Annotated in this window: 24 protein-coding genes; 14 read left to right on the forward strand and 10 right to left on the reverse strand. The window is 69.2% G+C overall.

What is annotated here, in order from left to right; genetic code table 11:
- Window positions 1-372 precede the first annotated feature (372 nt).
- From VF612_RS07980 to VF612_RS08015, 8 genes are all read left to right on the forward strand, one after another.
- The gene (locus VF612_RS07980) at window positions 373-1,641 is read left to right on the forward strand and encodes a cytochrome P450 family protein (RefSeq protein ID WP_408659324.1); all 1,269 of its coding nucleotides are present in this window, start codon (window positions 373-375) and stop codon (window positions 1,639-1,641) included.
- Window positions 1,628-2,953, forward strand: a complete 1,326-nt coding sequence (locus VF612_RS07985; RefSeq protein ID WP_408659325.1) for a SidA/IucD/PvdA family monooxygenase — start codon at window positions 1,628-1,630, stop codon at window positions 2,951-2,953. Before VF612_RS07980 ends, VF612_RS07985 begins: the two co-directional genes overlap by 14 nt.
- 2 nt (window positions 2,954-2,955) lie before the next feature.
- Window positions 2,956-3,333, forward strand: a complete 378-nt coding sequence (locus VF612_RS07990; protein WP_408659326.1) for a cupin domain-containing protein — start codon at window positions 2,956-2,958, stop codon at window positions 3,331-3,333.
- Window positions 3,330-4,973, forward strand: coding sequence for a class I tRNA ligase family protein (locus VF612_RS07995; protein WP_408659327.1), 1,644 nt, complete (start codon window positions 3,330-3,332; stop codon window positions 4,971-4,973). Before VF612_RS07990 ends, VF612_RS07995 begins: the two co-directional genes overlap by 4 nt.
- 6 nt (window positions 4,974-4,979) lie before the next feature.
- Complete coding sequence (locus VF612_RS08000; protein ID WP_408659328.1) at window positions 4,980-6,104, forward strand: NAD(P)/FAD-dependent oxidoreductase; 1,125 nt, start codon at window positions 4,980-4,982, stop codon at window positions 6,102-6,104.
- On the forward strand, window positions 6,101-7,471 hold the full coding sequence (locus VF612_RS08005) for a cation:proton antiporter (RefSeq protein ID WP_408659329.1): 1,371 nt from the start codon (window positions 6,101-6,103) through the stop codon (window positions 7,469-7,471). The genes VF612_RS08000 and VF612_RS08005 overlap by 4 nt, the downstream gene beginning before the upstream one ends.
- A gap of 109 nt (window positions 7,472-7,580) precedes the next feature.
- Window positions 7,581-8,600 carry a TauD/TfdA family dioxygenase gene (locus VF612_RS08010; RefSeq protein ID WP_408659330.1) on the forward strand — a complete coding sequence of 340 codons (1,020 nt, stop codon included), beginning with the start codon at window positions 7,581-7,583 and terminating at the stop codon, window positions 8,598-8,600.
- Window positions 8,601-8,722: 122 nt separating this feature from the next.
- Entirely contained in the window at window positions 8,723-9,385 is a 663-nt protein-coding gene (locus VF612_RS08015) for a hypothetical protein (protein WP_408659331.1), read from the forward strand.
- A 78-nt stretch (window positions 9,386-9,463) separates the two neighbouring features.
- Here VF612_RS08015 and typA read toward each other — a convergent pair whose 3' ends face one another.
- The 4 genes from typA to VF612_RS08035 all read right to left on the reverse strand — a co-directional run bounded on the left by typA (window position 9,464) and on the right by VF612_RS08035 (window position 17,154).
- Complete coding sequence (typA, locus tag VF612_RS08020) at window positions 9,464-11,362, reverse strand: translational GTPase TypA (RefSeq protein ID WP_408659332.1); 1,899 nt, start codon at window positions 11,360-11,362, stop codon at window positions 9,464-9,466.
- 132 nt (window positions 11,363-11,494) lie between these two features.
- Complete coding sequence (locus VF612_RS08025; RefSeq protein WP_408659333.1) at window positions 11,495-12,001, reverse strand: hypothetical protein; 507 nt, start codon at window positions 11,999-12,001, stop codon at window positions 11,495-11,497.
- Window positions 12,002-12,085: 84 nt separating this feature from the next.
- Window positions 12,086-15,343 (reverse strand): S41 family peptidase, encoded by a 3,258-nt coding sequence (locus VF612_RS08030; RefSeq protein WP_408659334.1) that lies wholly within the window; start codon window positions 15,341-15,343, stop codon window positions 12,086-12,088.
- 335 nt (window positions 15,344-15,678) lie between these two features.
- Window positions 15,679-17,154 (reverse strand): MFS transporter, encoded by a 1,476-nt coding sequence (locus tag VF612_RS08035; RefSeq protein ID WP_408659335.1) that lies wholly within the window; start codon window positions 17,152-17,154, stop codon window positions 15,679-15,681.
- Window positions 17,155-17,333: 179 nt separating this feature from the next.
- Here VF612_RS08035 and VF612_RS08040 point away from each other — a divergent pair, with 179 nt between their 5' ends.
- Together VF612_RS08040 and VF612_RS08045 are read left to right on the forward strand one after the other, a co-directional pair.
- Entirely contained in the window at window positions 17,334-17,786 is a 453-nt protein-coding gene (locus VF612_RS08040; RefSeq protein WP_408659336.1) for a nucleoside deaminase, read from the forward strand.
- A gap of 63 nt (window positions 17,787-17,849) precedes the next feature.
- Window positions 17,850-18,326 carry a hypothetical protein gene (locus VF612_RS08045; RefSeq protein ID WP_408659337.1) on the forward strand — a complete coding sequence of 159 codons (477 nt, stop codon included), beginning with the start codon at window positions 17,850-17,852 and terminating at the stop codon, window positions 18,324-18,326.
- A gap of 64 nt (window positions 18,327-18,390) precedes the next feature.
- Here the strand turns inward: VF612_RS08045 and VF612_RS08050 are convergent, their stop codons facing one another.
- The 5 genes from VF612_RS08050 to ychF form a co-directional block, all read right to left on the reverse strand.
- Entirely contained in the window at window positions 18,391-18,747 is a 357-nt protein-coding gene (locus VF612_RS08050; protein WP_408659338.1) for a YciI family protein, read from the reverse strand.
- A gap of 109 nt (window positions 18,748-18,856) precedes the next feature.
- A complete protein-coding gene (locus VF612_RS08055) occupies window positions 18,857-19,210 on the reverse strand; it encodes a histone-like nucleoid-structuring protein Lsr2 (protein ID WP_408659339.1) in 354 nt (117 codons plus the stop codon).
- Between the two features lie 288 nt (window positions 19,211-19,498).
- The gene (locus VF612_RS08060; protein WP_408659340.1) at window positions 19,499-20,407 is read right to left on the reverse strand and encodes an MSMEG_6728 family protein; all 909 of its coding nucleotides are present in this window, start codon (window positions 20,405-20,407) and stop codon (window positions 19,499-19,501) included.
- A gap of 106 nt (window positions 20,408-20,513) precedes the next feature.
- Window positions 20,514-21,017: a DUF5336 domain-containing protein gene (locus tag VF612_RS08065; protein ID WP_408659341.1), complete on the reverse strand. Its 504-nt coding sequence runs from the start codon at window positions 21,015-21,017 to the stop codon at window positions 20,514-20,516.
- Between the two features lie 148 nt (window positions 21,018-21,165).
- Window positions 21,166-22,239, reverse strand: coding sequence for a redox-regulated ATPase YchF (gene ychF, locus VF612_RS08070; RefSeq protein WP_408659342.1), 1,074 nt, complete (start codon window positions 22,237-22,239; stop codon window positions 21,166-21,168).
- Window positions 22,240-22,391: 152 nt separating this feature from the next.
- On the opposite strand from ychF, the gene VF612_RS08075 reads away from it, so the two are divergent.
- Both VF612_RS08075 and VF612_RS08080 read left to right on the forward strand, forming a co-directional pair.
- Entirely contained in the window at window positions 22,392-23,528 is a 1,137-nt protein-coding gene (locus VF612_RS08075; RefSeq protein ID WP_408659343.1) for a DNA recombination protein RmuC, read from the forward strand.
- A 5-nt stretch (window positions 23,529-23,533) separates the two neighbouring features.
- A complete protein-coding gene (locus VF612_RS08080; RefSeq protein ID WP_408659344.1) occupies window positions 23,534-24,052 on the forward strand; it encodes a DUF6542 domain-containing protein in 519 nt (172 codons plus the stop codon).
- A gap of 120 nt (window positions 24,053-24,172) precedes the next feature.
- Here VF612_RS08080 and VF612_RS08085 read toward each other — a convergent pair whose 3' ends face one another.
- A complete protein-coding gene (locus tag VF612_RS08085; protein WP_408659345.1) occupies window positions 24,173-25,156 on the reverse strand; it encodes a 4-hydroxy-3-methylbut-2-enyl diphosphate reductase in 984 nt (327 codons plus the stop codon).
- 108 nt (window positions 25,157-25,264) lie between these two features.
- Here VF612_RS08085 and VF612_RS08090 point away from each other — a divergent pair, with 108 nt between their 5' ends.
- Window positions 25,265-26,062, forward strand: coding sequence for a hypothetical protein (locus VF612_RS08090; protein ID WP_408659346.1), 798 nt, complete (start codon window positions 25,265-25,267; stop codon window positions 26,060-26,062).
- The coding region (locus VF612_RS08095; protein WP_408659347.1) for an exodeoxyribonuclease VII large subunit at window positions 26,059-26,554 on the forward strand (496 nt) is incomplete at its 3' end. The genes VF612_RS08090 and VF612_RS08095, both read left to right, overlap by 4 nt.

The raw sequence follows: 26,554 nt of genomic DNA on the forward strand, positions 1-26,554 counted from the left end.
ATATGCCGTTCCCTACCAGAGCGCCCCGGCAGTTGGTGTTGATACAGGTCCAGGTGGTGGTGTCGCAGCAGCCAGCCACCTGATCAGCCGGTGGTCTCCGACAGCGTCCACAACAAGGTGCCGATCACCAGGAATAGCTGGGCCATCCCGATCGCATAGACCCGTGAATGCCCTTCTCCACAAGAACGGCCCGATAGCTCCGTCGATACCTCTTCGAGCCCGAAGCCTTCTGGCCACAACCGCACACAGGTCCGCCGAAGCTACCTGGAACCTACCGGTCTGTGTTGTATCAACTGCCTTCGCTCGCAAGCTCTTGTGATTGCAGCGGTCCGGACGAGGCGGCTGCCAGCTGCGGCGAGGAGCATCAATACTGTGAAATCCGAATCCTTGGATTTCGTCGAGCGGGTCCCCGCCGACTTCATGCAGGATCCCTACAGCATCTTGAAGCTATACCGGGAAAAGGGTCCGGTGCATGAGGTCGTCTGGGCCCATGGCGCCAAGGTCTGGCTGGTCACCGGCTACGACGAGGTACGGGCACTGGTCAACGACTCGCGGGTGAGCAAGGACGGCCGCCGGATGAACGAGCTGTTCGCCCGGCATTCGGGGATGGCCGTCCAGCCCGAGAGCCAGGAAGGCGCCGGTCCCGGCTTCGATGACGACCTGGCGGGTCACATGCTCAACAGCGACCCGCCGAGGCACACGAGGTTGCGCGCCCTGGTCAGCAAGGCCTTCACCGGCCAGCGGGTGGAGCGGCTGCGGCCCCGCATCGAGCAGGTGGTCGACCAGTTGCTCGACGCCATGGACGGGCGGGCCGAGGCAGATCTCATCGAGGAGTTCGCGGTTCGGCTGCCGCTCACCATCATCTGCGACCTGTGCGGAATGGCAGAGGCGGACCGCGAGAACTTCAGGCAGTGGTCGCTCAAGCTGGTCGGCGCCGGGCAGGACCCGGACGAGGTCGCCCGCGCCTCGCAGCTGATGGTCGATTACGCCAACGCGCTGATCGACAGCAAGCGGGCGAAGCCCTGCGACGACCTGATCAGCGAGCTGGTCCTGGCCAGCGACGGCGGTGATCGGCTCACCCAGAACGAACTGGTCTCGATGATCTTCGTGCTGGCGGTGGCGGGTCACATCACCACCATCTACTCGATCGGCAACGCCGTGGCGAACCTGCTGACGTATCCGGCCGAGTTGGCCAGGCTGCACGCCGACCCCGGCCTGCTGCCGGCAGCCGTGGACGAGCTGTTGCGCTTCGACGGCCCCTCGGGGGTGGGCACGTTCCGGTTCACCACGGCCGATATCCCGATCGGCGGCTCGGTCATTCCGGCCGGGGAGATCCTGGCGCTGTCCTGGCACTCGGCCAACCGCGACAGCAGCCACTTCGCCGATGCCGACCGGCTCGACCTGGGTCGCCGTCCGGTCGGCAGCATGGCCTTCGGCCACGGCCTGCATTACTGCATCGGGGTGCCGCTGGCCAAGATGCAGATCGAGATAGCGCTGGGCCGGCTGATCACCCGCTATCCCCGGTTGCGGCTGGCGGTGGAACCCGAGCAGCTGCGCCGCGACAGCAACGCCCTGCTGCGCGGCCTCCTGGCGCTGCCGGTCCACCTGTCGCCGAACGGAGACGCCGATGACCACGCATGAGGTAGAACTGCTCGCGATAGGAGCCGGGCCGTCCAATCTCGGGCTCGCCGTGGCGCTGGAGGAGCTGGCGCCCGACCTCGCCGACAACGCCCTGATCATCGACCGCAATCCCACGATCGAATGGCAGTCGGGCCTGCTGCTGCCGTGGGCCAAGAGCCAGGTCTCCTTCCTCAAGGACTTGGTGACGCTGCGCAATCCGCGCAGCCGATTCACCTTTCTCAACTTCCTGAGGTCCACCGGCCGGCTGGACGACTTCATCAACCTGGGCCAGCAGAGCCCGTACCGGCTGGAGATCTCGGCGTATCTGAACTGGGTGGCCGACTCGCTCACCAGGGTGCGGCTGGAGCTGGGCCGCGAGTGCGTCGGCATCGCGCCGTCCCGGTCAGACTCGGGCGCGCTGACCGGCTGGACGACCACGCTCGCCGACGGCTCCACGATCTCCAGCCGCTATCTGGTGCTGGCAACCGGCCGGGATCCGAATATCCCGCCGGCGCTGGCAGCCCTGCCACCGAACCGGATCATCCACAGCACCCGGTACCGGCCCGGGATCGCCGAGCTGCAGAAGCAACTGCCGTACCGCCTCGCGCTGATCGGAAGCTCGCAGAGCGCGGCCGAGGTGTTCCGGGCGCTGCGGGAGGATCTGCCCGACAGCGACGTGGCCTGGGTGATGCGCTCGATCGGGCCGACTGCGGATCCGTCCAGCAAGTTCACCAACGAGCTCTACTACCCGTCCTACGTCGATGAGTTCTTCGCCACCCCGGCGACGGGGCGGGCGCTGATCCGGCAGGAGCTGTACAAGACCAACTACTCCTGCATGACGCCTGCGATGCTCCAGCGGCTGTACACCGACTTCTACCGCGACCGCCTCGACCAGCGCCAGGACCGCCGGCTGATCACGATGACCGAGATCACCGCAGCTCGCGAGGAGGACGGCGAGGTTGTCCTGGAGCTGACCGATCGCAGGACGAGCGCGGTGACGGAGTTGCGCCGGGATCTGGTGTTCCTGGGCACCGGGTTCGACTGGCGTCCGCCGAGGCTGGTCCAGGGCCTGGCCAACGCGATCGGGCTGGCCAGCATCGAGGTGACTCGCGGCTACCGGCTGGTGATCGACGAGCCGGCCGAGGCCGCCTGCTACCTGCAGGGAATCAATGAAGCGACCCACGGCATCGGCGACTCGCTCCTCAGCGTTCTGGCCCACCGGGCCAGGGACATCACGCTCGACCTGATCAACCATCGGGCGGCCATGAACGCCAGTAACGGCAGAGCCGCCACGCACGGGCCAACCACCCTCGAACACCTTGCGGGAAGGTAACCATGGCAGTCGACATCGTCCATCTCCAGCATGACAATCTCCTGTACGAGTACGGGCTCCACACCCAACGGCTGCAGCCCTGGGCAGTGCTGAACGCTCCGTTCGAGAGCTCCTGGGCGCTGGCCATGCCACGAACCCGGTCGACGCTGCACTCCCACCACGAGCACGAGATCTTCATCGCGGTACGGGGCTCGGCGGTCATCGAATGCGACGGGGACGAAACCCCCTTCGCTGCCGGTGATGTCGCGTTCTTCCAGCCCGGCAAGCGGCATCGCCTGCTGAACGACGGCGATCAGGAGTTCATGTTCTACAGCGTGTGGTGGGACGAGGAGATGTCTGAGCGCTTCCTCGCCCAGAACCGCGCGAAGACCCAGGCGTGAGGCCGCCGCGCCCTGCCGAGGACGACCGACCGGTACTGGTCCTCGGCCCCAACCCGACCCCGAACGGCGGCATGCACCTGGGCCACATCGCCGGCCCGTACCTGGCCGGTGACGTCTACGCGCGCTACCAGCGCGCCCGCGGCCGCGGGGTGATCTTCACGACCGGCACAGATGACAGCCAGACCTTCGTGGTGGCCTCCGCCCGCCGGCTCGGTGTCGAGCCGGCGGAGCTGTGCCGCACCTCCACCGAACTGATCCGCGAGGCGCTGAGCGCGATCGGCATCTCGGTCGACGGGTTCGGGCCGTTCGACCAGACCTACCAGGCCACCGTCGAGGACTACTTCCGGGCGCTGCACGCGGCTGGCAAGTTCCGGCTGAAGACCGTGCAGATGCCCTACCTGGAGCGCACCGGAGAGTTCCTGGTCGAGGGGCTGATCGAGGGCGAGTGCCCGGTCTGCCTCGCGACCTGCCGCGGTGGCCTGTGCGAGACGTGCTGCCATCCGAACAACTTCGACCAGCTGCTCAACCCGCGCTCCACCATCGATCCGCAGGACGTGCCGACCCTCCGGGAGACCACGATCCTGGTGCTGCCGATGGAGGAATACCGCGAGCAGCTGACTGCCTACCACGAGCAGTGGTCCTCCTACTGGCGCCCGCACCTGGTGCAGATGGTCCGCGACGTCCTGTCCCGTCCACTGCAGGACCTGCCGATCACCTACCCGCTGAGCTGGGGAATGCCGGCGCCGTTCCCCGAGACTCCCGGCCAGGTGCTCAACGCCTGGCTGGAGCTGATCCCCGCTGGCATGTACACCTCCTCCTACGCCGCGGCGCAACTGGGGCGCGACACCACGCCCGGCCAGCTGTGGCTGCCCGAGGAGAACACGCGGATCGTGCACTTCCTCGGCTTCGACAACGCCTACTTCTTCGCCCTCACCCACATGGCGCTGCTGATGGCCCACGGGGACACCTACATCCGGCCGGAGTGGGTCCTGACGAACGAGTTCTACGAGCTGGAGAGCGAGAAGTTCTCCACCAGCAAGCGGCACGTCCTCTCGGTGCAAGAGCTGCTCGCGGAGGTGGCGCGCGATCCGGTTCGGCTGTACCTGGCACTGACCGCGCCGGAGTACCAGCGGACCACCTTCAGCAGGGCCGGCCTGGACAAGGTCGCTCGTGAGCGGCTGGTCGAGCCGTGGAACCGGCTGGCCGAGGCGCTGGCGAAGGCTGCTGCGAACGCCGCCGGCTCGGTGGTGCTGCCGGTGTCGGACGCGGGACGGGCGATGGCGGCGACCATGCTGGCACGCTTCGACTTCCACTACGAGATGCCCAACTACAGCCTGAACCGGTGCGCCGACACGATCCTCAGCCAGATCGCCCGGTTGAGCAGGCTGGCGACCGGCCTCGACGGGCGCGGATTCGACGAGGAGCCGGCCGGGTGGGGCGATCTCATCCTGCAGGTCCGCGCGCTGATCGCGCTGAGCGCTCCGATCCTGATCGACCTGGCCGCCGCGGCCCGCGCCGCCGGCGGCTTCGACGGGGTGCTGGCGCCGGGTGCGTTCGAGGTCAGCGAGGTCACCCCGTTCGTTCCGCCGCTGCTGTCGCTCACCGCGGCGGACGAGGCGATCTCCCCGGCGAGCAGGTGAGCCGGCATGCGGGTCGTGGTGGTCGGCGGCGGTGTGATCGGCCTGCTCACCGCCGTGGAATGTGTTCGCGCGGGCGCTGAGGTCGACCTGGTGGAGCAGGCGGGTATCCCGTCCACGGCAGCCACCTCCTACGACCAGCACCGGGTGATCCGGACGCTGCACCGGGGCGATCCGCTGCTGTCGATCGCGGCGGCCGGCCTGCACGAGGCCTGGGTGGAGATCGAGCGCCGATTGGGCGGGCGCTTCTACCACCGCACCGGAGTGCTCACCCTGGCTACGGACATCGAGGCCGACCTGGCGTTGCTGGCCGGAACCGGGGTGCCCGTCCGCGCGCTGTCGGGCCGGGACCTGTCCGCGCGGTATCCGCAGCTGCGGGTCAGGCCGGGACAGAACGCCGTCCTGGAGCCGGCCGCCGGCGCCGTGCTGGCTGATCAGGCGCTGCTGTCGGCGGCTCGCTGGCTGCGCGGCCATCCGGCCGTCCGCCTCCATTCCCCCCGCCGGGTCACCAAGGTGACCGAGTCCGCGTCGGTCGAACTCGCCGACGGGCGCGTCCTGACCGCGGACAGCGTCGTGGTAGCGGCCGGGCCATGGTCGCGTGCCCTGTTGCCGGCCGCGCTCGGAGCGAGCTTGACCTTGAAACGCCAGACGATGCTGTCCTACTCGCCGAGCTGGTTCCCCACCGCGTGGTCGAGATCGCCGGCCGTCCTGGGGCTCGGCAGCACCGGCGACGCGTGGTTGATGCCACCGGTGGCCGGCACGCCGGTGCGTCTGAGCGCGGCCAGCGCGTGCCGCACGGTGGCGGAGCTGACCGATCGCCAGACCCCCGGCACCTGGCGCACCCACCTGGTTCGCCGGTTCGCCTCCCTGCTGACCGCCTTCGAGCCGGCCGCGGTGACCGGTGCGACAGAGGGCTACTACCTCACCGACGAGGCCGGCCAGGGACCGCTGCTGGTGCGCCTTGCCGACGGGGTATGGGCCTTCGCCGCCTGCGGGGGGATGTCGTTCAAGTTCGCTCCGGTGCTGGCCCGGGCGCTCGCCGACCGGGCGCTGGGAGACCCGCCGCGGCAGACCGGCCTGGAGTCGATCGACCTACCTCGGCAACTGACGGGCGATCGCAGAGGCGCGACATGAGCTCGCACGTCCTGGCCGCCGGCTTCTCTCCACTTCCGCAGCCGGCCGGCCACGACCTGCTGGTCTTCCTGATCCAGCTCTGCGCGCTGCTCGGCCTCGCGGTGATCCTGGGACGGCTGGCGGCTCGGGTAGGACTGCCCGCGGTGGTGGGCGAGCTGCTGACCGGAGTGCTGGTCGGCCCGTCCCTGCTCGGCCACCTGGCACCCGGATTGTGGCACTGGCTGTTCCCCACGAGCGCGCCGCAGGCGAACATGGTCAACGCGGTGGCCCAGGTCGGCGTGCTGCTGCTCGTCGGCCTTTCCGGAATGCACGTCGATCTGGGCATGATTCGCCGGCGGGGCGGCACCGCGGTCAGGATCAGCCTGTGCGGCTTGCTGATTCCGCTCGGCCTCGGGGTCCTGCTGGGTTGGCTGCTGCCGGCCACGCTGAGATCCGGGAACACCGACAGGGCGACCTTCGCCTGCTTCCTGGGCGTGGCCATGTGTGTCAGCGCGATTCCGGTGATCGCCAAGACGCTGCTGGACATGAAGCTGCTGCACCGCGACATCGGCCAGTTGACCCTGGCTGCGGGCGCTGTCGACGACGCCGTCGGCTGGTGCCTGCTGTCAGTGGTGTCGGCGATGGCGCTCGGCGGCGTGCACGGCTGGCGGATCGCTCTGACCGTCGCCGAGATCATCGCCTTCCTGATCGCGGTAGCGGTCATCGGCCGCCCGGTGGCCCGGGTGCTGTTCACGCTGGCGGGCCGCAGCTCCGATACCGGTCCCGCAGTGGCCAGCGCGGTCGTCCTGATCATCGCCGGGGCCGCCACCACCCAGGCGCTGGGGCTCGAGCCCGCGTTCGGCGCCTTCGTCGCCGGCATGCTGCTGAGCGCGACCCAGGTACGGCAGGTTCTCGATCCTGCCCGGCTGGCGCCACTGCGGACGTTCGTGCTGTGGGTCGGGGCGCCGGTCTTCCTGGCCACTGCGGGCCTGCGGATGGATCTGGCTTCGCTGGCTCATGGCACGGTGCTGCTGACAGCGCTGATCGTGCTGAGTGTGGCGGTGCTCGGCAAGTTCGCCGGCGCCTATCTCGGCGCCCGGCTGTCCCGGCTCTCGGCCCGCGAGGGATTCGCGCTGGGCGCCGGGATGAATGCCAGGGGCGTGGTCGAGGTCGTCGTCGCCATGGCCGGGCTTCGGCTCGGCGTGATCAGCACCGCCACCTACACGATCATCGTGCTGGTCGCCGTGGTGACCTCGGTGATGGCGCCACCGCTGTTGCGGCGATCGATGGCAGGGCTGGATCACACCGCGGAGGAGCGGATCCGCGAACTCGAGCACACCCGCTGGGCCGGCCCTCCTCATCGAGCTTCCTCCGTCACTGGCGACTGATTTCGATGTCGCCAGCAGACAAGGTGTATCCAACCACCCCTCCGCACCGCTCTCCTCAATGGAGAAATTCCTGTCCGCGCAAGGCAAAACCGACGAGCTGGAGCAGTTCATGAGTGACATCTTCCCGACCCAGGTCTGTCTCAACGAGGAAGAGCAGGACGCCTTCCGGCTGCTGGCCGAGGAATTGGCGGGCTTGGACCCGGTGACCGACACCGAGCAGTTCGTCATGACCGCGCAGCTGCTCAGCTCCAGGCTGCCCGAGCGGATCCGGCGGGCGGCCCTGAACTTCCGCCGCAACGGCGACCCCTCCGGTGGCATGCTGATCCGCAACCTGCCGGTCGACCCGCTGCCGCCGACGCCTGATCATGCCGACTACGGCCGGGGCATCCGGCTGCCGGCGGCTCGGGTGTTCAGCCTGGCGTCCGCGCTGGTGGGCGAGCAGTTCGGTTTCCAGCCGGAGCTCGCCGGTCAGATCATCCAGGACATCCTGCCGGTCGCAGGCTTCGAGGACACCCAGCAGTCGATCTCCAGTCGGGCCCTGCTGGAGCTGCACTGCGAGACGGTGTTCACCGAGTACCGGGCCGACGTGATCGGCTTGCTATGCCTGCGACCGGATCCCGAGCGCATCGCGCGCACGGTGCTCGCCCCGACCAGCGTGCTGTTGCCGCTGCTGGATTCCCGCATCCTGGAAGTTCTGAGCGAGCTCCGCTTCTACACCACCGTCGACGGCTCGTTCCTGCGCGGGTCCGGACTCACCGACCCGATCCTGATCGGCCCGGTGCGGGTGCTGGACGGTGATCCGAAGCGGCCGCGGATCCGCTGCGACTTCGCCGAGACCAGGGGCCTGGACGCCGAGGCGCAGGCCGCCCTGGACACGCTGTACGCGGTCGCCTCGGAGGCGGTGATCGACACCCGGCTGGAGGCCGGTGACCTGCTGCTGATCGACAACCACGACGCCTTCCACGGCCGGAGCTCCTTCCGCTATCACGGCAACGGCGAGGATCGCTGGCTGCTGCGCACCTTCATCACCAAGGATCTGTCGCGCAGCCGGGTCCACCGGCCAGGGGACGGGCGCATCGTCGACACCGACTATGCGGCAGGCAGCAACGTGCTGGCCCTCAACGTCTGAGTCCTGCTCGCCGTCCCACCCATTCCTGGTGGCCGCCCACCGCAGGATGAAACTCCTTGTCGTACTCTTCGTCAGCGTGTAATCATGTAATTATCACGTTGATGTAAGTACGGAGGTGCGGAATGAGCGCTGAGGAAGAACGCTCCCAGGCCGATGCTGGGCAGGAGTCCGAACAAGGAGCAGGACCGCGCGGTCGCGGTCATCGCGGACCCGGCGCCGGCCCACGCCGGGGCGGCCACCGCGGTGGATTCGGCCGTCCCGGCGGCTGGCAGCATGCCGAGCTGCCGCCGGCCGATGACGCCCCGGACTGGTTCGCCGGCCGGCTGCCCTCGGACTGGTTCGTCGGCCAGGCATCGGTCAGTGTGGACCGTGAGGAGATCATCGTGACCGGCGAGCTGCCGCCGGTCGCCGAGGGCGCGGACGCCCCGAGCGATGCGGCTGCCGCCGGCCGGATCAGCCGGTTCCGGGAGGACACCCGGACCGAGCGTATGAAGATCGCGGCTGAGGCCGAGGCTCGCTACGGGCGCAAGGTGTCCTGGGGAGCTGAGATCGGCGACACCGGGGTGCTGTTCACCCACCTGTCGGTTCCGGTGATGACCCGGCTGCGCCAGCCCGAACGCCAGGTGCTCGACACCCTGGTCGATGCCGGCGTCGCCCGGTCGAGATCAGAGGCGCTGTCCTGGGCGGTCAACCTGGTGGGCCAGCACACCGATGAGTGGCTGGCCAACCTGCGCCAGGCGATGGCAGAGGTCGACAAGCTGCGGGCGCAGGGCCCCGACCTGTAATCCCTCCGCCGGTGTGCGGCCGGCCTCCCGCGTTCCGGGAACGATCAGCGGGAGGTCAGGCCGCCCAGTGGCGCAGCGCTACTGGCTGGCCTTGAATCGGGTGCCGCGCTGGCGCTGGCGCTCCTGCTGGGACAGGATCACCTTGCGGATCCGCACCGTCTCCGGGGTGACCTCGACGCACTCGTCCTCACGGCAGAACTCCAGCGACTGTTCCAGCGACAGCCGGCGCGGCGGCACCAGGTGCTGGAACTCATCCGAGGTCGAGGAGCGCATGTTGGTGAGCTTCTTCTCCTTGGTGATGTTGACGTCCATGTCGTCGGCGCGGGAGTTCTCCCCGACCAGCATGCCCTCGTACACCTCGGTGGACGGCTCGACGAACAGGGTGCCGCGCTCCTGCAGGTTGATCATCGCGAACGGGGTGGTGACACCGGGCCGGTCGGCGACCAGCGAGCCGGACCCGCGGGTGCGCAGCTCGCCGAACCACGGCTCGTACTTCTCGAAGACGTGGTGCACGATCCCGGTGCCGCGGGTGTCGGTCAGGAACTCGGTCCGGAAGCCGATCAGGCCGCGCGAGGGCACCAGGAACTCCATCCGGACCCAGCCGGTGCCATGGTTTGTCATGGTCTCCATCCGGCCCTTGCGCACCGCCAGCAGCTGGGTGATGGCGCCCAGGTACTCCTCCGGCGCGTCCACCGTCAGCCGCTCCACCGGCTCGTGCACCTTGCCGCCGATCACCTTGGTGACCACCTGAGGCTTGCCGACGGTCAGCTCGAAGCCTTCCCGGCGCATCTGCTCCACCAGGATCGCCAGCGCGAGCTCGCCGCGTCCCTGCACCTCCCAGGCGTCCGGACGCTCGGTCGGCAGGATCCGCAGCGAGACGTTGCCGACCAGCTCCCGGTCCAGCCGGTCCTTGACCAAGCGGGCGGTGACCTTCGATCCCTTGACCCGGCCGGCCAGCGGCGAGGTGTTGGTGCCGATCGTCATCGAGATGGCCGGCTCGTCCACGGTGATCAGCGGCAGCGGCACCGGGTCGTCCAGATCGGCCAGCGTGTCGCCGATCATGATGTCGGGGATGCCCGCGATCGCGATGATGTCACCCGGGCCCGCGGTCTCGGCCGGCTTGCGCTCCAGCGCCTCGGTCATCAGCAGCTCGGTGATCTTGACCTGCGAGATGGTGCCGTCGTGCCGACACCAGGCGACCTGCTGACCCTTGCGGATGGCGCCCTGGAACACCCGGCAGAGCGCGATCCGGCCCAGGAACGGCGAGGCGTCCAGGTTGGTGACGTGTGCCTGCAGCGGCGCGCCGGTCCGGTAGGACGGCGCCGGGATGGTGTTGAGGATGGTGCTGAACAGCGGCTGGAGGTCGTCGGACTTGGGCACCGTGCCGTCTTCGGGCCGGTCCAGCGACGCCTTGCCGTCCCGGGCGCAGGCGTAGACGATCGGGAAGTCGATCTGGTCCTCGGTGGCGTCGAGGTCCAGGAACAGCTCGTAGGTCTCGTCGATGACCTCGGCGATCCGGGCGTCCGGCCGGTCCACCTTGTTGATCACCAGGATCACCGGCAACTTGGCGTCCAGGGCCTTGCGCAGCACGAACCGGGTCTGCGGCAGCGGCCCCTCGGAGGCGTCGACCAGCAGGACGATGCCGTCGACCATGGACAGGCCGCGCTCGACCTCGCCACCGAAGTCGGCGTGCCCCGGGGTGTCGATGATGTTGATGATCATCTTCTCGCCCTCGGGCGAGACGTAGTTGACCGCGGTGTTCTTGGCCAGGATCGTGATGCCTTTTTCGCGCTCGAGGTCGTTGGAGTCCATCGCCCGCTCGTCGATGTGCTCGTGCGCGCCGAAGGCGCCGGTCTGCCACAACATCGCATCGACCAGGGTGGTCTTGCCATGGTCGACGTGCGCGACGATCGCGACGTTGCGGATCGAGGAACGGACGGCATCGTTGCCGTGCTGGGCAGCGCTGTGGTCGGACATTACTCTTCTCTCGTCGGCCGCGACATTCCGCGCGGCGGGCTGGTCCCGGGCGCGACCGCGGCGGCTTGCAGGGCGGCGCCGTTCGTGCCGTCGCGCCTCGTGCGGTGCTGCTTTCTGGTGCGGGTGGCGTCTCTAGTGTTCCCGATCCCGGCGGGCGCCGCGCACCAAGGAACCCACCAGACCCAGGTAGGTCACACCTCCGAGCGCCGCGATCACCGACGGCGTCGGGTCCCAGTGACCGGGCAGGGCGGTCACCTCGACACTGCCCGGGTCATACACCACATGGTGCACGTCCTCCGAATGCCAGCGGGGATCACCGAGCAACGGCAGGTTCTTGATGCTGCCGTCGTCACTGGTGAACAACCCGCCGAAGGAGCAGATTCCCTGCACGCAGGTGCGCGGGCTCACCACGAAGCTGCCCCGGATGCCGGTCGGACGGTCTCCGATATGCACGGCGATGTTGAACACCGCCAGCGCGATGGCCGCCAGGCAGAGCGCGGGGAACACCACCCAGAACAGCCAGCCGGCGACCCGCCGGGCGCCGGGAAACGACATCGGGACCAGCTCGCCGGGGGGTTCGGCGAGCGGGTCGGTAGTCCGGGACGGCCTGCTCGGCTCGACGGACTGGTCGGCTGACATCCCGCACATCATCACATCTGCTCAGCGGCCGGCTGACATCCGTCAGCGCGATCTGCGGCGCGGGGGCGTCACCGGCCGCTGCGGTCAGGGTCGCGGCGGCAACTCCGGGGCCCGGCGTGAGGGACGTTGGGCCGGATCCGGGCGGGGCGGCGCCGGCCGGCTCTCCAGCTCGGCGAGCAGGTGGTCGATACCGGCCTGCAGCTGCGGATCGAGCCCCTGACCCCAGACATGCGGCGGCAGCTCCACCACGATGTCGGGGTCGACGCCGTGGTTCTCCACGCCCCAGCCGTACGTCTCGAACCAGAAGGCGTACCGGGGCTGGGTGACCTCGGTTCCGTCGACCAGCTTGTAGCGGCCGTCGATGCCGATCACCCCACCCCAGGTCCGGGTGCCGATCACCGGCCCGAGCTTCAGGGACTGGAAGGCGGCGTTGACGATGTCGCCGTCCGAACCCGACCACTCGTTGGCCAGCGACACCAGCGGTCCCCGCGGCGCGCTGTACGGGTAGGAGAAGCTGGCACTGTGCCGTCCGGTCGACCAGCCCAACACCCGCCGTGCCAGCTTCTCGATGACCAGCTCGGAGGTGTGGCCGCCGCTGTTGTCCCGGGTGTCGACCAGCAGCGCGTCCCGAGCCATCTCCACCCGCAGGTCACGGTGAAAGGCCGCCCAGCCACTGGAGACCATGTCGGGCACGTGCACGTAGCCGATGCGGCCCTCGCTGGCCCGGTGCACCGCGGCCCGCCGGCTGGCCACCCAGTCGAGGTAGCGCAGCTCGGTCTCCTCGGCCAGCGGTCGTAGCACCACCGATCGCTCCACGCCGTCGCGGAACAGCCGCAACTCCACCGGCTTGTTCGCGGTGCCCAGAAGCAGCTCCGCGGGGCCGGCCGCTCCCACCGGACGTCCGTTGACAGCGAGGATCAGCTCACCGGGCCGGGCGGCCACGCCTGGCGCGGTCAGCGGGGAGCGAGCTTCCCGGGAGGAGTTGTCGCCGACGATGATCCGGGCGATCCGCCAGCGGCCCTGCTCATCCCGGTCGAGATCGGCGCCCAGGAACGCCGGAGCCAGCACCGGATCGGCATCCCCGGACGGCGGTTTCTCGTAGGCGTGCGAGGAGCCGGTTTCGCCGTTGATCTCCCACAGCAGGTCAGACAGGTCGTCCCGGCTGCCGAGCTGGTCCACCAGCGGCCGGTACTTGGCCACCTGGGCCTCCCAGTCGATGCCGGCCATGTCCTCGATCCAGTAGTGATCGCGCATCAACCGGCCGGTCTCGTCCACCATCTGGCGCCATTCGGTCGTCGGGTCGACCGTCAGCCGAACCCGGTCCAGGTCGATCGCGACGGTGTCCTCGCCGTCCTCGGCAGGTTTGCGGTCGGCGGGGACCAGGTTGAGCGCCTTGGCGTCCCGGAGAACCAGCTTGCTGCCGTCGCCCGACACCGCGAAGTCATCCACCCGGGCCGCCAGCTCCACCCGCTTGCGCTTGCAGAAGTCCCAGCGCTGCAGCGAGGGCCGGATGTCGTCGTCGGGGTTGCGGGACTCCCCCAGCTCACCGGCGACCGGGCTGTCGGTCCAGACCAGACCGTCCTTGGCCGCCCGCAGGTCCGCCAGCCGGCCGGCCGCGACCGGAAACGGGACCACCCGCTCGGCCAGGCCGGCCAGGTCGACGGTGATCGGCTGCGCCGCGCCCACCCTGCTCGCGCTGTCCCCGGGCTGGCCCTCGCCGGACCCGCCGTCGGCGGCGTCCTCATCGCCCTGGCCGCGCAGCTCCGGATCGAACGGAGACGGGGTGCCCGCTGCCAGCGTGACGAGGTAGGGCCGGATGGCCAGCGGGAACGCCAGGTCGAAGACATGGGCGTCATAGACCGGGTCGAACGTGCGCGCGGAGAGGAACGCCAGGTACTTGCCGTCCAGGCTGAAGGCGGGATCGGTATCGAGGAACCGGTGTGAGGTGACGGCGGTGATCTGGCCGGTGGTCAGCTCCACCACCCGGATGCTGCGCAGCCTGCCACCGGTGCCTTCGGCCGCGGAGTACGCCAGCCAGCGGGAATCCGGGGAGAACGTCAGATGGCTCGGCTCGCCATGGGGGTTCGCCTCCAGTTCGGTGATCGTCTCGTCGCCTGTCGCGATCGCCAGCAGCCTGCCGTCGTGGGTGGCCGCGGCCAAGGTGGCGCCGTCGGGGCTGGCCACCAACTCCAGGACCCGGCCCAGCTTGCCCGCGCCGAACCGCCGCACGTGGCCGTCGGCCCCGGTGACCTCGATCGCGTCCTCGCCCTCGGCATCGCTGACGTAGGCCACCATCGGCTGCCCGGAGTCGTCGGCATCGCCCAACACCACAGGCAGCCGGTGCCGCACCCCGGCCGTGGCTGCCACCACCCGGGCCGGCCCGTTGCGATGGGTCAGCCAGACGATGTTGCCGCGGATCTCGATCGCGCTGGCCCGGCCGGTGACGTCGACAGCGAGGTCACCGAGGTGCTCGGCGGCCTTCACCGGGGTGACTGCCCGCAACGACCGGCTGCCGCTGAGTTCGATGTCAAGCCGGCGCGGCTGGGAATCGGGCTCCAGCGTGTCCAGCCGCCAGACCTGGCCGGCGTGCTGGTACACCAGCCGGCTGCCGTCACCGCTCAGGTGCCGGGCGTAGAAGGTGTCGTGATCGGTGTGCCGGCGCAGGTCCGAACCGTCGGCAGCCACCGAGTACACGTTGCCGTGGCCTTCGAAATCGCCCAGGAAGGCCAGCCGCCCACCGGTCCAGGTGGGCGCGATCTTGGGGCCGGCCAGGTCGGCCAGCAGCTCACTGAACTCCCCCGCGCCGCCGCTGGCATCCAGCCACAACCGTCCGGCCGTGCCGCCTCGGTAGCGCTTCCAGTGGGCGTAATCGCGGAGATACCCGGTGCCCACCACCACCGCCGGATCACCGATGGCCACCGACGTCACCGGCCCGTACGGCAGCCGCTGCGGGGTCGGGTCGGCCCCCTCGCTGACATCGATGGCGTAGGCCCACCAGAAACTGCGAAACGGCTGCGAGCCGGCGGAGGCCACCAGCACCCTGCCATCCGGCCCGAAGCCCAGCAGGGCGGTGCTGCCATGGCCGAAGAAGGTGAGCTGCCGGGGTGTGCCGCCGGCCACCGGGACCAGAAAGACCTCGGGCTCGCCGTGGCGGCGTGAGACCCAGGCAAGCAGCGTGCCGTCGGCTGACAGCCTCGGCCGCGCCACCGGCGTTCCTTCGGCGGTCAGCCGCCGGGCCTGGCCACCGTCGGCAGGGGCCAGCCAGACGTCGTTGTCGGCGACGAAGACGAGCTGATCACCGCGGATGTGCGGAAATCTCAGATAACCCGGGGCAGCAGTCATGGATCGACCTTAGTGACGGCCGCCGACAGGATTCCAGCACGGCGCTACGCCGCCAGCGAAAAATGGGACGGCATGAAGCGCCTGGCGACCTGGGGCCGGACTGACCCGGCGCACAGCCAGAGGGAGTCTCTAGCAGCCGTTGATGCAAGACCTGACCCTCTCGACAGTGGCCGTCGCTTGGATGGTTCTGCTCTGGCCGGACTGGGCAAGGACCAGGGTCGCGACAACCGTCCGTTGGCTGAAGGTGCTACCCGCGGTGCGGATAGGTGTGTCAACGGTCAGGCACCGCCGCGGCCAGGGTCACCAGCGCCTCGGCACACGGGCCCGGGCTCGGCCTACTCCGGGTCGTTGCCGACCACGGTGCCGCCGGCCACGATCGCCAGCTCCGGATGCGACATCGCCGCCTGTTCCTGTTGGTGGGGATCGCGAAGGCCGCGCAGCGGTGGGATGAGCAGGCCGGCCAAGGCGGCAAGCAGCAGCGCGCCGGCCAGCAGGGCAAACCCGGCCGTATAACTGGCCTCCGTCGGCAGGCCGCCGGCAAGCGTTCCGGAGGTGACCACGCTGGCCATCACCGCGGCGCCGACCGAGCCGCCGATGGTGCGGATATTGGCGTTCATCCCGCTGGCCACACCGGTCTGACTGCTGGGCACCGAGTCGACGATGATGTTCGACATCGCCGAGAAGGCCAGCCCGAAGCCGGCGCCCAGCAGGAATGTGGCAACGGTGATCTGCCAGATATGGCCATGGGCAAACGCCAGAATCAGCAGCGGCGCCACGCTCAGCGCCGAGCCGAACACCAGCACCGCCTTGGCGGTGAACCGGGTTGCCAGCCGGCCGGAGAACACCCCGAATCCGAACATCGAGGCCGACATCGGCAGCAGGATCAAGCCTGAAGCGGTGATGCTGGCGCTGAAGCCGTACCCGACCGAGGACGGCGCCTGCAGGAACTCCGGCAGGAAGGCGAAGATCGAGTACATCCCGACGCCGAAGAGGAACCCGACCAGATTGGTGGTCCACACCGACGGGATCCGCATCATCCGCATATCGATCAGTGGCTGCCGGGACCGCAGTTCGACCGCGACCCAGCTCGCTGCCAGCAGTACCGAAGCGGCCAGCAGCCCGAGCACCGTCACCGACGCCCAGCCCCAGGCCGGCGCCTGGCTGACGGCGACCAGCAGCGCGACCAGCCAGGCCGACAGCAGGACCGCAGCCAGCCAGCTGATCCTGCCGGGGGTGCGGACCCGACTTTCCGGCACCACGTAATGGGTGGCGATCGCCGCTGCGACCATTGCCCCAGCGGGAATCCAGAACAGCCAGTGGTAGTCGAGCAGATCGACGATCGGTCCGGCCAGCACCAGCCCGAGCCCGCCGCCGACGGCCAGCAACGCCGCTATCGCGCCCACCGCGCCGGGCACCTTCTCGCGCGGAAACTCGTCGCGGATGATGCCGAAGGCGAGCGGAATCAGACCGCCGCCGACGCCCTGGATGACCCGGGCGATGATCATCACCGTGATCGAGGTGGCCAGCGCCGCCAGGACCGAGCCGAGCGCCAGGGTGGCCAGCACGGCGACCAGCACCTTCTTCTTGCCGATCATGTCGCCGATCCGGCCAAGGATCGGGGTGCACACCGATGCCGACAGCAGGTAGGCGGTCAGCACCCAGGTCACCGTGCCCTGGTTGGTGTGCAGGTTGTGCTGCAGCAGCGCCAGCACCGGCGAGACCAGCGACTGGAGCAGCGAGAAGGTGCTGACCCCGACCGCCAGGACGACGAAGGTGAGTTGGTAGCGCGCGCGACGCGCGTCAGACGACATCAGCGGAAACTCCAATACACAAAGCGGAGCAGAAGCTCCGCCTAGTCGTCCGAGCCTATCGGTAGCCGGACGGCGACGACTCCGGGCGTGCGCCGGCGTACGCGCGGTGAAACGCCGGGCAACCGCCGGAAAATTCCGGTCGGTGGGTACTACCGTCCTAGTCGATGAGGTCTTCTGCGATGACGAGCTTCGATCCGCAGGCATGGTTGGCGATCGCGCTGGAGGAGGCCAGGCTGGGCCTGGCCGAGGGCGGCATCCCGATCGGCGGCGCCCTGTTCGGCCGTGACGGCCAGGTGCTCGGGCGGGGCCGAAACCGCCGGGTGCAGGACGATGACCCGTCGATGCACGGCGAAACCGCGGCCTTCCGCAATGCCGGCCGGCAGGCCTCCTACCGCGGAACCACCATGGTCACCACGCTGTCGCCGTGCTGGTACTGCAGCGGGCTGATCCGCCAGTTCGGCATCTCGCGGCTGGTGATCGGCGAGGCCCGGACGTTCTACGGCGGCCACGACTGGCTCGCCGAGAACGGCGTCGAGGTGCTGCTGCTCGATGATCCGGAGTGCGTGCGGCTGATGACCGAGTTCATCGCCGCCCGTCCGGAGCTCTGGAACGAGGACATCGGAGTGGACTGAGGCCGGAGGAGTCGCGCCGGTCACTGGCCCGGTGCCCAGTAACATGCCTGGCGAGGGGGCGCCGTGAATGAGGCAGAGCTGGAAACGGTGAACGATGCTCAGCCGCGAACGCCCCAGATCTCGGCTATCCGGTTGATCCTGGGATTCTTCGTCGCGCTGGCAACGCTGACCCGCGAGCTTCCGCCGCGTCCGGTGGTGGTGTTCGTGGCTTTCATCGTGACGGGAGCGTGGTTCTGGAAGGCCCCGCCGTTCGACGTGGGACCCCGGGTCGGGCTGGTCAACGGGTTCCTGCCGGCCACCATGGTGCGGACGGTGACCGCCGTGCGCGAGGTCGGTGGCTGGGCGGTCGGGTTCGGGATCTGGGGTCTGATCTCGGGCGCCCTGGTGGCGCTGATGCGCACCGATGAGCCGGTACTTCCCAACTGCGGGATAGGAGCGGTCTGGGGGGTGCTCGGCGGCGCGCTGGTCGGGGCGATGGTCTGGGCCGGCCAGCAGGCCGCTCGGGACGTCGAGACGCTCCGGGCCGCCCAGGACGACTGATCGGGCCGCTTCGGACGGCACCCGGTACGCGACGCCGGCGACGGCGGATCTTCGCCTGCCGGCGCTAGTCCGCGGCTTCGTCCTGGAAGGGCCTGACCTCGACCGGCGCTTGGCAGGCCCTGGTCGCGTCCGCCGCCCAGGTCAGCGCGGCATCCAGGTCGGGCGCCTTGATGACCCAGAACCCGCCGAGCTGTTCCTTGGTCTCGGCGAACGGGCCGTCGGTGGTCAGCAGCTCACCGTCCTGGATGCGCACCACGGTGGCCGTGTCGGCCGGGTGCAACCCGCCCGCGAACACCCAGGCGCCTTCGGCCTGCAGCTTGGCGTTGAACTCATCGACATCGGCGTACATCTGCCCGATGACCTCCGGCGACGGCACTTGCGCACCCTCGACCATGTGCACCGACATCAGGTACTGCTTCATCGCATTCTCCTCTGAGCAGGAACCGGCCTCACCGATCCTCTACCCAGACAACGAACAGGCCAAGGCCGGATCGACACCGCAGCGAGAATCTCGCCGGGCCAGTCGTTACCTACTGGGCGGCTTGGTACTGCTCCAGGACGCTGCCGCTGATGCGGCCGCGGTCGGATACCGCGATCCCGTTCTCGGCCGCCCAGGCCCGCACGGCGGCGAGGTCCACCGAACCGGACCGACGGCTACGGCCCCGGCCGCCGCCGCCTCCGCTGCTACGGGTGGTGCGGCCACCGACCGACCGGCCCGCGTCGATATACGGCTTCAGCGCCTTCTCCAGCGCGGCGCGGCTCTTCTTGCTCAAATCAATCTCAAAGCTGCGGCCGTCGAAACTGAAGGTCACGGTCTCTGCGTTGGGAGAGCCGTCGATGTCATCTGTGGTAACCACTGTCTTTGCCATGAACGCATGTTCCATGATGATCCACTATGCAGTCAAACTCGGGCGACAATTCTTTTGCCCGGTCGTCCTTTTAGAGGGGATTGACCCATAGTTGCTCTGATTCTCGGAAGAGTCCGTCCCGTTGATGACCGCGCGTGCTGGTTCCCGCACGTCGCGCCACATCACCGTTCCTCCTCTGCCGTGAGGGGCAAACGGGATCAGCGCAGATAGGTGAAGCAGCCCCGGCTCGGGCAAAGACCTGCACCGGGGTGTATACACCTGCAATGCCCCGGTATTGTGGCGGGGCCTTGTGCGGATACGGCATCAATGCGCGAGCTCGGGGTTCCAGGCCACCGGAAATAGCGGTCGCACATCCTGCAAAGCAGCTGGCCGCGGCATCGCAGAGCGCGGCAGAATCTGTTGCCACTCGACGGTGCGCCGGTGCATCAAACCAGCGGTATCGCGCGGCGCGAAGGTATAAGCCCCGGTTACCCGACCGATGAGGAGCGACTGGCCGCCGGACACCAATACCCCGATGTGATCGCCGGTCTGCACCGCATCGACGAATTCGGCCAGTGCCCGCAAAGCCCGCGACGGCCGCCGGGACGGGCTGACCTGCAGCTCGCGCAGCGCTGCCAGGTCTCCGGCGGAGGCGTCGACCGATACGCCGGCAGCCATCCCGAATCCGACCACGCCGGTGAGCACCGCTCGGCCCAGGGCGTGCTCGGACTCCGGGCGCAACACCCACAGGAAGCGATGCGATGCCGCGTCCGGCGCCGCTGTCACATCGTCCGGCTCGGGCCAGAAGTAGTCGAGGCCTTCTGGAGTCTCGGGAAACAACGGCCGGTAGAACTCCGGGTCCTTGCCGATCAACTGGCTTCGGTGCGAGCGATGCAGCCGCTCATCCCCCAGCCACGCCGGCAGCAGGAACTCGCGTCGCAGGTCGTCCTGGCTGAGTTCGCGAACCCACGGCGCGAACTCCGCAATCTGCTCGGCGGTCGAATCGCCATGGCCGCGGCCGATCCAGACCCGTACGCAATCAAGCCCGTATCGCACCAGCGCGGGGGTGCGTCCGCGCCACATTCGCACCACCGGATGGTTCTGCCAACCGTAATCAGGCAATTCCAGAGCCCGCAGGATCTGCAGGGTTTCCACTCGCTGCTTGCCCAGCCGCTGGCGATCCAGCACCTGAGCCGAGGCCAGGAAGCCTGGGTAAGGCAGGAACGTCTGCATCTTTCCAGAGTGCCTGACGCGACCAAGCCGGCCCGCGAAGCCTCAGGGATGCAGCAGGGGCCACCTTCCGGTTGGAAGGTGGCCCCTGCTGATGCTGCGGTGCGACTTACCGACGACCCCCACCGGTCGCGGTGCCACGGTCGTAATCGTCGCCCTCGTCGTGGCGGCTGGCCAGGCCCATGCCCAGGACCACGGTCTGCAGAAGTGCGGTGAGCAGGCCGAGGATCAGTCCGATCTGGACACCCACCTCGTCACCCACACCGTTGCTGATGCTGCCCTTGCCGAGGTAGACACCTACCGCGAGCAACAGGCTGGTAGCGGCCAGGGCGGTGGGGATGGCGCTGGGAACGCCGCGGCCACGGCGGCGCTCGGTGGCGCCGAGAAGGGCGACGAGGCCGGCTGCGAGCGAAAACCCGATGATGGCCGTGGTGGGCATCTGGAAGGCGTAGCCGGAGTACGTGCGCGACTCGTCACCCTCCCCGAACTCGAGCCACTTCAGAAAGCCCCAGATGAACATCAGGATGCCGAGGGCGCCGGCAACCATGGACAGCATGCGCTCACGCTGCGCTGTGGAACTGGTGTTTCTCGACGTGGAGTCATTGGCAGACATCGCTGAACCTCTCATCATCACCGTGGGCCTGCTTGGCCTTGTTCTAGTAGTATCTCAGAAGCCGAAATAGCGGGGGAGGCGCGCCCTTCATTCGTTGCTGTTCACCGTCCGGACACGCTGGCGCGATGCATACAGACGTTGACACGCCTTAGACGTTGAAGCGGAATTCCACCACGTCGCCGTCGGCCATCACGTAATCCTTGCCCTCGATGCGCACCTTGCCGCGCGCTTTGGCCTCGGCCATCGACCCGGCGGCGACCAGCTCGTCGAAGGACACCACCTCAGCCTTGATGAATCCTCTCTCGAAGTCGGTGTGAATGACCCCGGCGGCCTGTGGCGCGGTGGCGCCCTTGGGAATCGTCCAGGCGCGTGCTTCCTTCGGCCCTGCGGTGAGGTAGGTCTGCAGGCCGAGGGTGCTGAAGCCGATCCTTGCCAGCTTGTCCAAGCCCGACTCGTCCACCCCCATCGACTGCAGCAATTCCAGCGCCTCGTCGGGCTCCAGCTCGGTCAGCTCGGCCTCGGTCTTGGCGTCCAGGAACACCGCTTCGGCCGGCGCCACCAGCTCGCGCAGCGACGCCAGGAAGCCGGCGTTCGCCAGCTCACCCGGATCGACGTTGAACACGTACAGGAACGGCTTGGCCGTCATCAGGTGCAACTCTCGCAGCGGCTGCAGGTCCAGGCCCGCGGCGAAGACGGTGCGGCCGGCGTCGAGCACCTCCCGCGCCGCTTTCACCGCCGCCACGACGGGCAGCTTGTCCTTGGCCGTCCGGGCTTCCTTCTCCAGCCGCGGCAACGCCTTCTCGATGGTCTGCAGGTCGGCCAGGATCAGCTCGGTGTTGATGGTCTCGATGTCGTCGGCCGGTGACACCTTGCCGTCGACATGCACCACGTCCGGATCGGTGAACGCCCGGATGACCTGGCAGATCGCATCGGCCTCGCGGATGTTGGCCAGGAACTTGTTGCCCAGCCCCGCTCCCTCCGACGCGCCGCGGACGATGCCGGCGATGTCGACGAAGCTCACCGTGGCGGGCACCATCCGGGCCGAGGAGAAGACCTTGGCCAGCACCTCCAGCCGCGCGTCGGGAACGCCGACCACCCCGACGTTGGGCTCGATGGTGGCGAAGGGGTAGTTGGCGGCCAGCACGTTGTTGCGGGTCAGCGCATTGAACAGCGTCGACTTTCCGACGTTGGGGAGTCCGACGATCCCGATAGTGAGGGCCACGGGCGTGCAGTCTACGGCGCGGCGCCGGGCCACCTGACCGCGCTGGACGTCTGGCCACCATGCCGATGCGCCGCCACCTGACGGGCTGGCGCCTGCGCTGTGGCCCCGCGCGCCGCGCCGAAACTGTCAGGGGCACCGATCAACATGGGTCCATGACCGCATTGGCTTTCCTGCTGCTCGGCCTTCTGGTCGGCGCGGCCTTCGGCGCCGCCGCCGGCTACTGGCACGGCCGCGCCCGGCGCGCGCTGTCGGAGCTGTCCCAGGCGCGGCTGGACGCCGCCCGGGGCGCAGCGGCCGGTGACCTGGCCGAGCGCCAGCACTCGATCGAGGCGCTGGTGAGCCCGATCCGGGATGCCCTGCACCAGGTGCAGGCCCAGCTGCACAGCGCCGAACGGGACCGGCTCACCGCGACCGCAGCCCTGGATGAGCACCTGTCGGCGATGCGGCTGTCCTCCGACGGGCTGCGCACCGAGACCGCGCAGTTGGTGACCGCGCTGCGCGCTCCCCAGGTGCGCGGCCGGTGGGGCGAGCTGCAGCTGGAGCGCGCGGTGGAGCTGGCCGGCCTGGTGGAGCACGTCGACTACCTGGTCCAGCCCACCTCCCCGGGCACGCCGGCCAACGACGGCGCGCTGCGCCCGGATCTGGTGGTCAACCTGGTCGACGGCAAGCACATCGTCGTGGATTCGAAGGTGTCCTTCGCGGGCTACCTGGAAGCGATGGAGGCCCGCGATGAGTTCACCCGGGCGGCGCGGCTGAAAGCCCATGCCCGGCAGCTGCGCCGGCACGTCGATGATTTGGGCGCCAAGGCGTACTGGAACCGGTTCGACCCGTCGCCGGAGTTCGTGGTGTGCTTCATCCCGGCGGACGCGTTCCTCGACGCCGCGCTGCGCGAGGATCCGGCGTTGCTGGAACACGCGTTCGGCCGCAACGTCATCCTGGCGACTCCGACCACCCTGGTGGCCCTGCTGCGCACGGTCGGCTACACCTGGCGTCAGCAGGCGCTGGCCCACAACACCGCCGAGGTCAGCCGGCTCGGCCGCGAGCTCTACCAGCGGCTGGCCGGCATGGGCTCGCACCTGGACAAGCTGGGTCGATCGCTCAACGCCGCGGTGGGCAGCTTCAACAGCACGGTCGGCGCCCTGGAGGGCCGGGTGCTGGTCAGCGCCCGGCGGCTGGCCGAATTGTCGGTGATCGATGCCGCCTCCGACGGCGAGCTGGCCGAGACCGAGCAGATCCTGGCAGTCACCCGGACGTTGACAGCCGAGGAGTTGATGAGCCGGGTACCGTAAGGCTCGTGCCACCCGCGAATGGATCGACCTACGTGCCGGACCCGCCAGAGGCCTCCCAGCGCCTCGCCGGGCAGCGTCCGTACGTCGAGCCCGTAGCTGGCTCCGGGTCGAGCGGTGGGTCTCCGGCCGACGGCCGGGCGCCTCAGCGGAAGCGGCGCGAAGCCGGCCTGCCGGGCTGGCTCGCGGTCCTGCTCTTGATCGCCATCGCCGGGGTCGGTGGCCTGATCGACTCGCTCAGCGGCAGCTCGATCAGGGGCGTGTTCAACTACAGCCTGGTGTTCGCCTCGCTGATCGCGATCCTGGTGGTCCGGCGCAGCCAGATGTTCCCCGTGGTGATCGCACCGCCGCTGGTGTACTTCGCTGCCTCGGCCAGCCTGCTCTATGTGCGCACCGGCGGCCTGCACAACCGCGGCAAGCTGATCGACGCCGCCACCAACTGGATCGTCTACGGCTTTCCGGCCATCGCTGGGGCCACCGCAGTCGTGCTGGTCGTCGCCGGCATCCGGCTGATGGCGCGGCGCTAGCCCGGCCGGCTGCTCCTTGGCGGCCGGCTGCTCCTCGGCGCCCGGCTGCTCCTTGGCGCCCGGCTGCTCCTTGGCGGCGAGCTGCCACCTCTCGGCGGCTAGCTACATCTCGGCGACGAGCTACTTCTTGGCGGCGAGCTTGAGGTCGCGGCGCAACTCCTGGGGCAGCGCGAAGACCAGCCGTTCCTCGGTGTGGGCCACCTCGACCAGATCGGTCCACCCGCGGGCGGCCAGCCACTCGGCCACCTCACGCACCAGCACCTCAGGCACCGACGCCCCCGAGGACAGCCCGACGGTGCTCACCCCGGTGAGCCACTCCGGCTGGATCTCCTCGGCGCTGTCGACCAGGTAGGCCTGCTGAGCGCCGGCGGCCTGGGCGACCTCGACCATCCGCACCGAGTTGGAGGAGTTCGCCGAGCCCACCACCAGGAAGAGCTCCACCTGCGGCGCGATCGCTTTCACCGCGGCCTGCCGGTTCTGGGTGGCATAGCAGATGTCGTCGCTCGGCGGTGACTGCAACAGCGGGAACTTCTGCTGCAGCGCGGCCACCGTCTCCATCGTCTCGTCGACCGACAGGGTGGTCTGGGAGAGCCACACCACCCGCTCGGGGTCGCGGACCTCGACGGCGGCCACATCGGCGGGGCCGTCCACCAGGGTGATGTTGTCGGGCGCCTCGCCCGTCGTGCCGACCACCTCCTCGTGCCCCTCGTGACCGATCAGCACGATGTCGTAGTCCTCGGCGGCGAAGCGGCGGGCCTCGTGATGCACCTTGGTGACCAGCGGGCAGGTCGCGTCGATCGCGCGCAGGTTTCGCTCGGCCGCCTCGGCGTGCACCGTAGGGGCGACCCCGTGCGCGGAGAACACCACGATCGAGCCCTCGGGAACCTCGTCGGTCTCCTCCACGAAGATCGCTCCGCGTGCCTCCAGCGAACGCACCACGTGAAGGTTGTGCACGATCTGCTTGCGGACGTACACCGGCGCGCCATAGTGATCCAGGGCCTGCTCGACCGTCTGCACGGCGCGGTCGACACCAGCGCAGTACCCCCGGGGTTTGGCCAGCAGGACCCGCTTGGCGGGCACGGGCGAGGACGCGGCGTCGGACATGGGCCCAATCCTACGGACCGGCGCGGACCGCTCGGCACGATTCGCCGTTGCGCTCATCACCGGGGCGCCACGCTCGCGTACCGCCGTGCGGTGGTGCAGGCTGGAGGTATGCCGAATATCCCGACCCCGATCCGAGCCGCTCTGGGCCTTGCCGCCACCGCCGTGGACGAGGCGCGCAAGCTTCCCGAGACGCTCCCCCAGGCCGTCACCACGGTGCCGTTGATGGCGGTATCCAGCGCCATGCAGGCGTCGCTGAAGGTGCAGCAGCACATCGCGACGCTGGCCGCCCGAGGTGATGAGGTTCTCAGCCAGTTGCGGGGCAGCTCGACCGAGCCTCCCAGCTGGGCGACCTTCGACGAGGACCTGCCCGCCACGGGCGATGACGCACAGACTCCGAAGGCGGCCTTCGACCTGATCGACTACGACAACACCGGCTTCGCCGAAGGAGCGGGGGACGACGAGGGCAAGGGCCGTTGGGACGCGGTCGGCGGCACCCAGCCGGAGGCCGCCGCGGCTCTGGAGTCCTACCTCGATTCCAGCCCGTCAGCAGCCGGCTTCGGCACACCCGACACCGAATCCGACGTCACGGCGACCCCGCCGAGCGATGCCGGCCCGACCCCGCCACCGGCTGGCCTGGCCGAAGCCGTGTCGGCGCCCGATCTGCCGGCGGCTCCCCCGGCCAAGGCCGGCGCCCGGAAGGCGCCGCCGGCCAAGAAGGCCCCGGCCAAGGCGGGTCCGGCCAAGGCTGGTCCGGCCAAGGCGGCCAAGCGCGGCGGGCGCAAGGGTCCTGATCACGAGCCGCTGGAGGTGGCGGCCAAGAAGGCCAAGCCCTCCGCGACGCCCAACCCGGCCACCATGGCCGCTGAGATCCTGCAAGCGCACGAAGCGGCTGCCGACGACGAGTGAGCAAGCTCGAGTCCAGTCCTGAAGCGCCGCTGCCGTTACGGCGGATCAGCCAGGCCATCTCGGACTGGATCGGCCGGCTCGGGGAGGTCTGGGTCGAGGGCCAGGTCGCCCAGTTCGTCCGCCGTCCTGGCGTCTCGACGCACTTCCTCACGCTGCGCGACGTCGATGCCAACATCTCCATCCAGGTGACCTGTCACCGGTCGGTGCTGGTCGAGCCGCTCGTCGAGGGCACCCGGGTAGTGATGCGGGCGCGGCCGGACTTCTACGCCGAGCGCGGCGCCTTGAGCCTGCGGGCGACCGAGATCCGGCAGGTCGGGCTGGGCGAGCTGCTGGCCCGGATCGAGCGGCTGAAGCAGCTGCTGGCCGCTGAGGGGCTGTTCGCGGCTCACCGCAAGAAGCGGTTGCCGTTCCTGCCCCGGACGATCGGCCTGATCACCGGACGTGCCAGCGCCGCCGAACGGGATGTGGTGGAGAACGCACGTCGACGCTGGC

The sequence above is a fragment of the Jatrophihabitans sp. genome (assembly GCF_036388195.1).
In the GTDB taxonomy this organism is placed as follows: Bacteria; Actinomycetota; Actinomycetes; order Mycobacteriales; family Jatrophihabitantaceae; genus Jatrophihabitans_A.

Bases quoted from the DNA above. Each gene is read 5' to 3' on its own strand.
- VF612_RS07985 (WP_408659325.1), top strand. From the start codon at position 1,628: ATGACCACGCATGAGGTAGAACTGCTCGCGATAGGAGCCGGGCCGTCC.
- VF612_RS07990 (WP_408659326.1), top strand. From the start codon at position 2,956: ATGGCAGTCGACATCGTCCATCTCCAGCATGACAATCTCCTGTACGAG.
- VF612_RS08000 (WP_408659328.1), top strand. From the start codon at position 4,980: ATGCGGGTCGTGGTGGTCGGCGGCGGTGTGATCGGCCTGCTCACCGCC.
- VF612_RS08005 (WP_408659329.1), top strand. From the start codon at position 6,101: ATGAGCTCGCACGTCCTGGCCGCCGGCTTCTCTCCACTTCCGCAGCCG.
- VF612_RS08010 (WP_408659330.1), top strand. From the start codon at position 7,581: ATGAGTGACATCTTCCCGACCCAGGTCTGTCTCAACGAGGAAGAGCAG.
- VF612_RS08015 (WP_408659331.1), top strand. From the start codon at position 8,723: ATGAGCGCTGAGGAAGAACGCTCCCAGGCCGATGCTGGGCAGGAGTCC.
- typA (WP_408659332.1), bottom strand. From the start codon at position 11,362: ATGTCCGACCACAGCGCTGCCCAGCACGGCAACGATGCCGTCCGTTCC.
- VF612_RS08025 (WP_408659333.1), bottom strand. From the start codon at position 12,001: ATGTCAGCCGACCAGTCCGTCGAGCCGAGCAGGCCGTCCCGGACTACC.
- VF612_RS08030 (WP_408659334.1), bottom strand. From the start codon at position 15,343: ATGACTGCTGCCCCGGGTTATCTGAGATTTCCGCACATCCGCGGTGAT.
- VF612_RS08035 (WP_408659335.1), bottom strand. From the start codon at position 17,154: ATGTCGTCTGACGCGCGTCGCGCGCGCTACCAACTCACCTTCGTCGTC.
- VF612_RS08040 (WP_408659336.1), top strand. From the start codon at position 17,334: ATGACGAGCTTCGATCCGCAGGCATGGTTGGCGATCGCGCTGGAGGAG.
- VF612_RS08050 (WP_408659338.1), bottom strand. From the start codon at position 18,747: ATGAAGCAGTACCTGATGTCGGTGCACATGGTCGAGGGTGCGCAAGTG.
- VF612_RS08055 (WP_408659339.1), bottom strand. From the start codon at position 19,210: ATGGAACATGCGTTCATGGCAAAGACAGTGGTTACCACAGATGACATC.
- VF612_RS08060 (WP_408659340.1), bottom strand. From the start codon at position 20,407: ATGCAGACGTTCCTGCCTTACCCAGGCTTCCTGGCCTCGGCTCAGGTG.
- VF612_RS08065 (WP_408659341.1), bottom strand. From the start codon at position 21,017: ATGTCTGCCAATGACTCCACGTCGAGAAACACCAGTTCCACAGCGCAG.
- VF612_RS08075 (WP_408659343.1), top strand. From the start codon at position 22,392: ATGACCGCATTGGCTTTCCTGCTGCTCGGCCTTCTGGTCGGCGCGGCC.
- VF612_RS08085 (WP_408659345.1), bottom strand. From the start codon at position 25,156: ATGTCCGACGCCGCGTCCTCGCCCGTGCCCGCCAAGCGGGTCCTGCTG.
- VF612_RS08090 (WP_408659346.1), top strand. From the start codon at position 25,265: ATGCCGAATATCCCGACCCCGATCCGAGCCGCTCTGGGCCTTGCCGCC.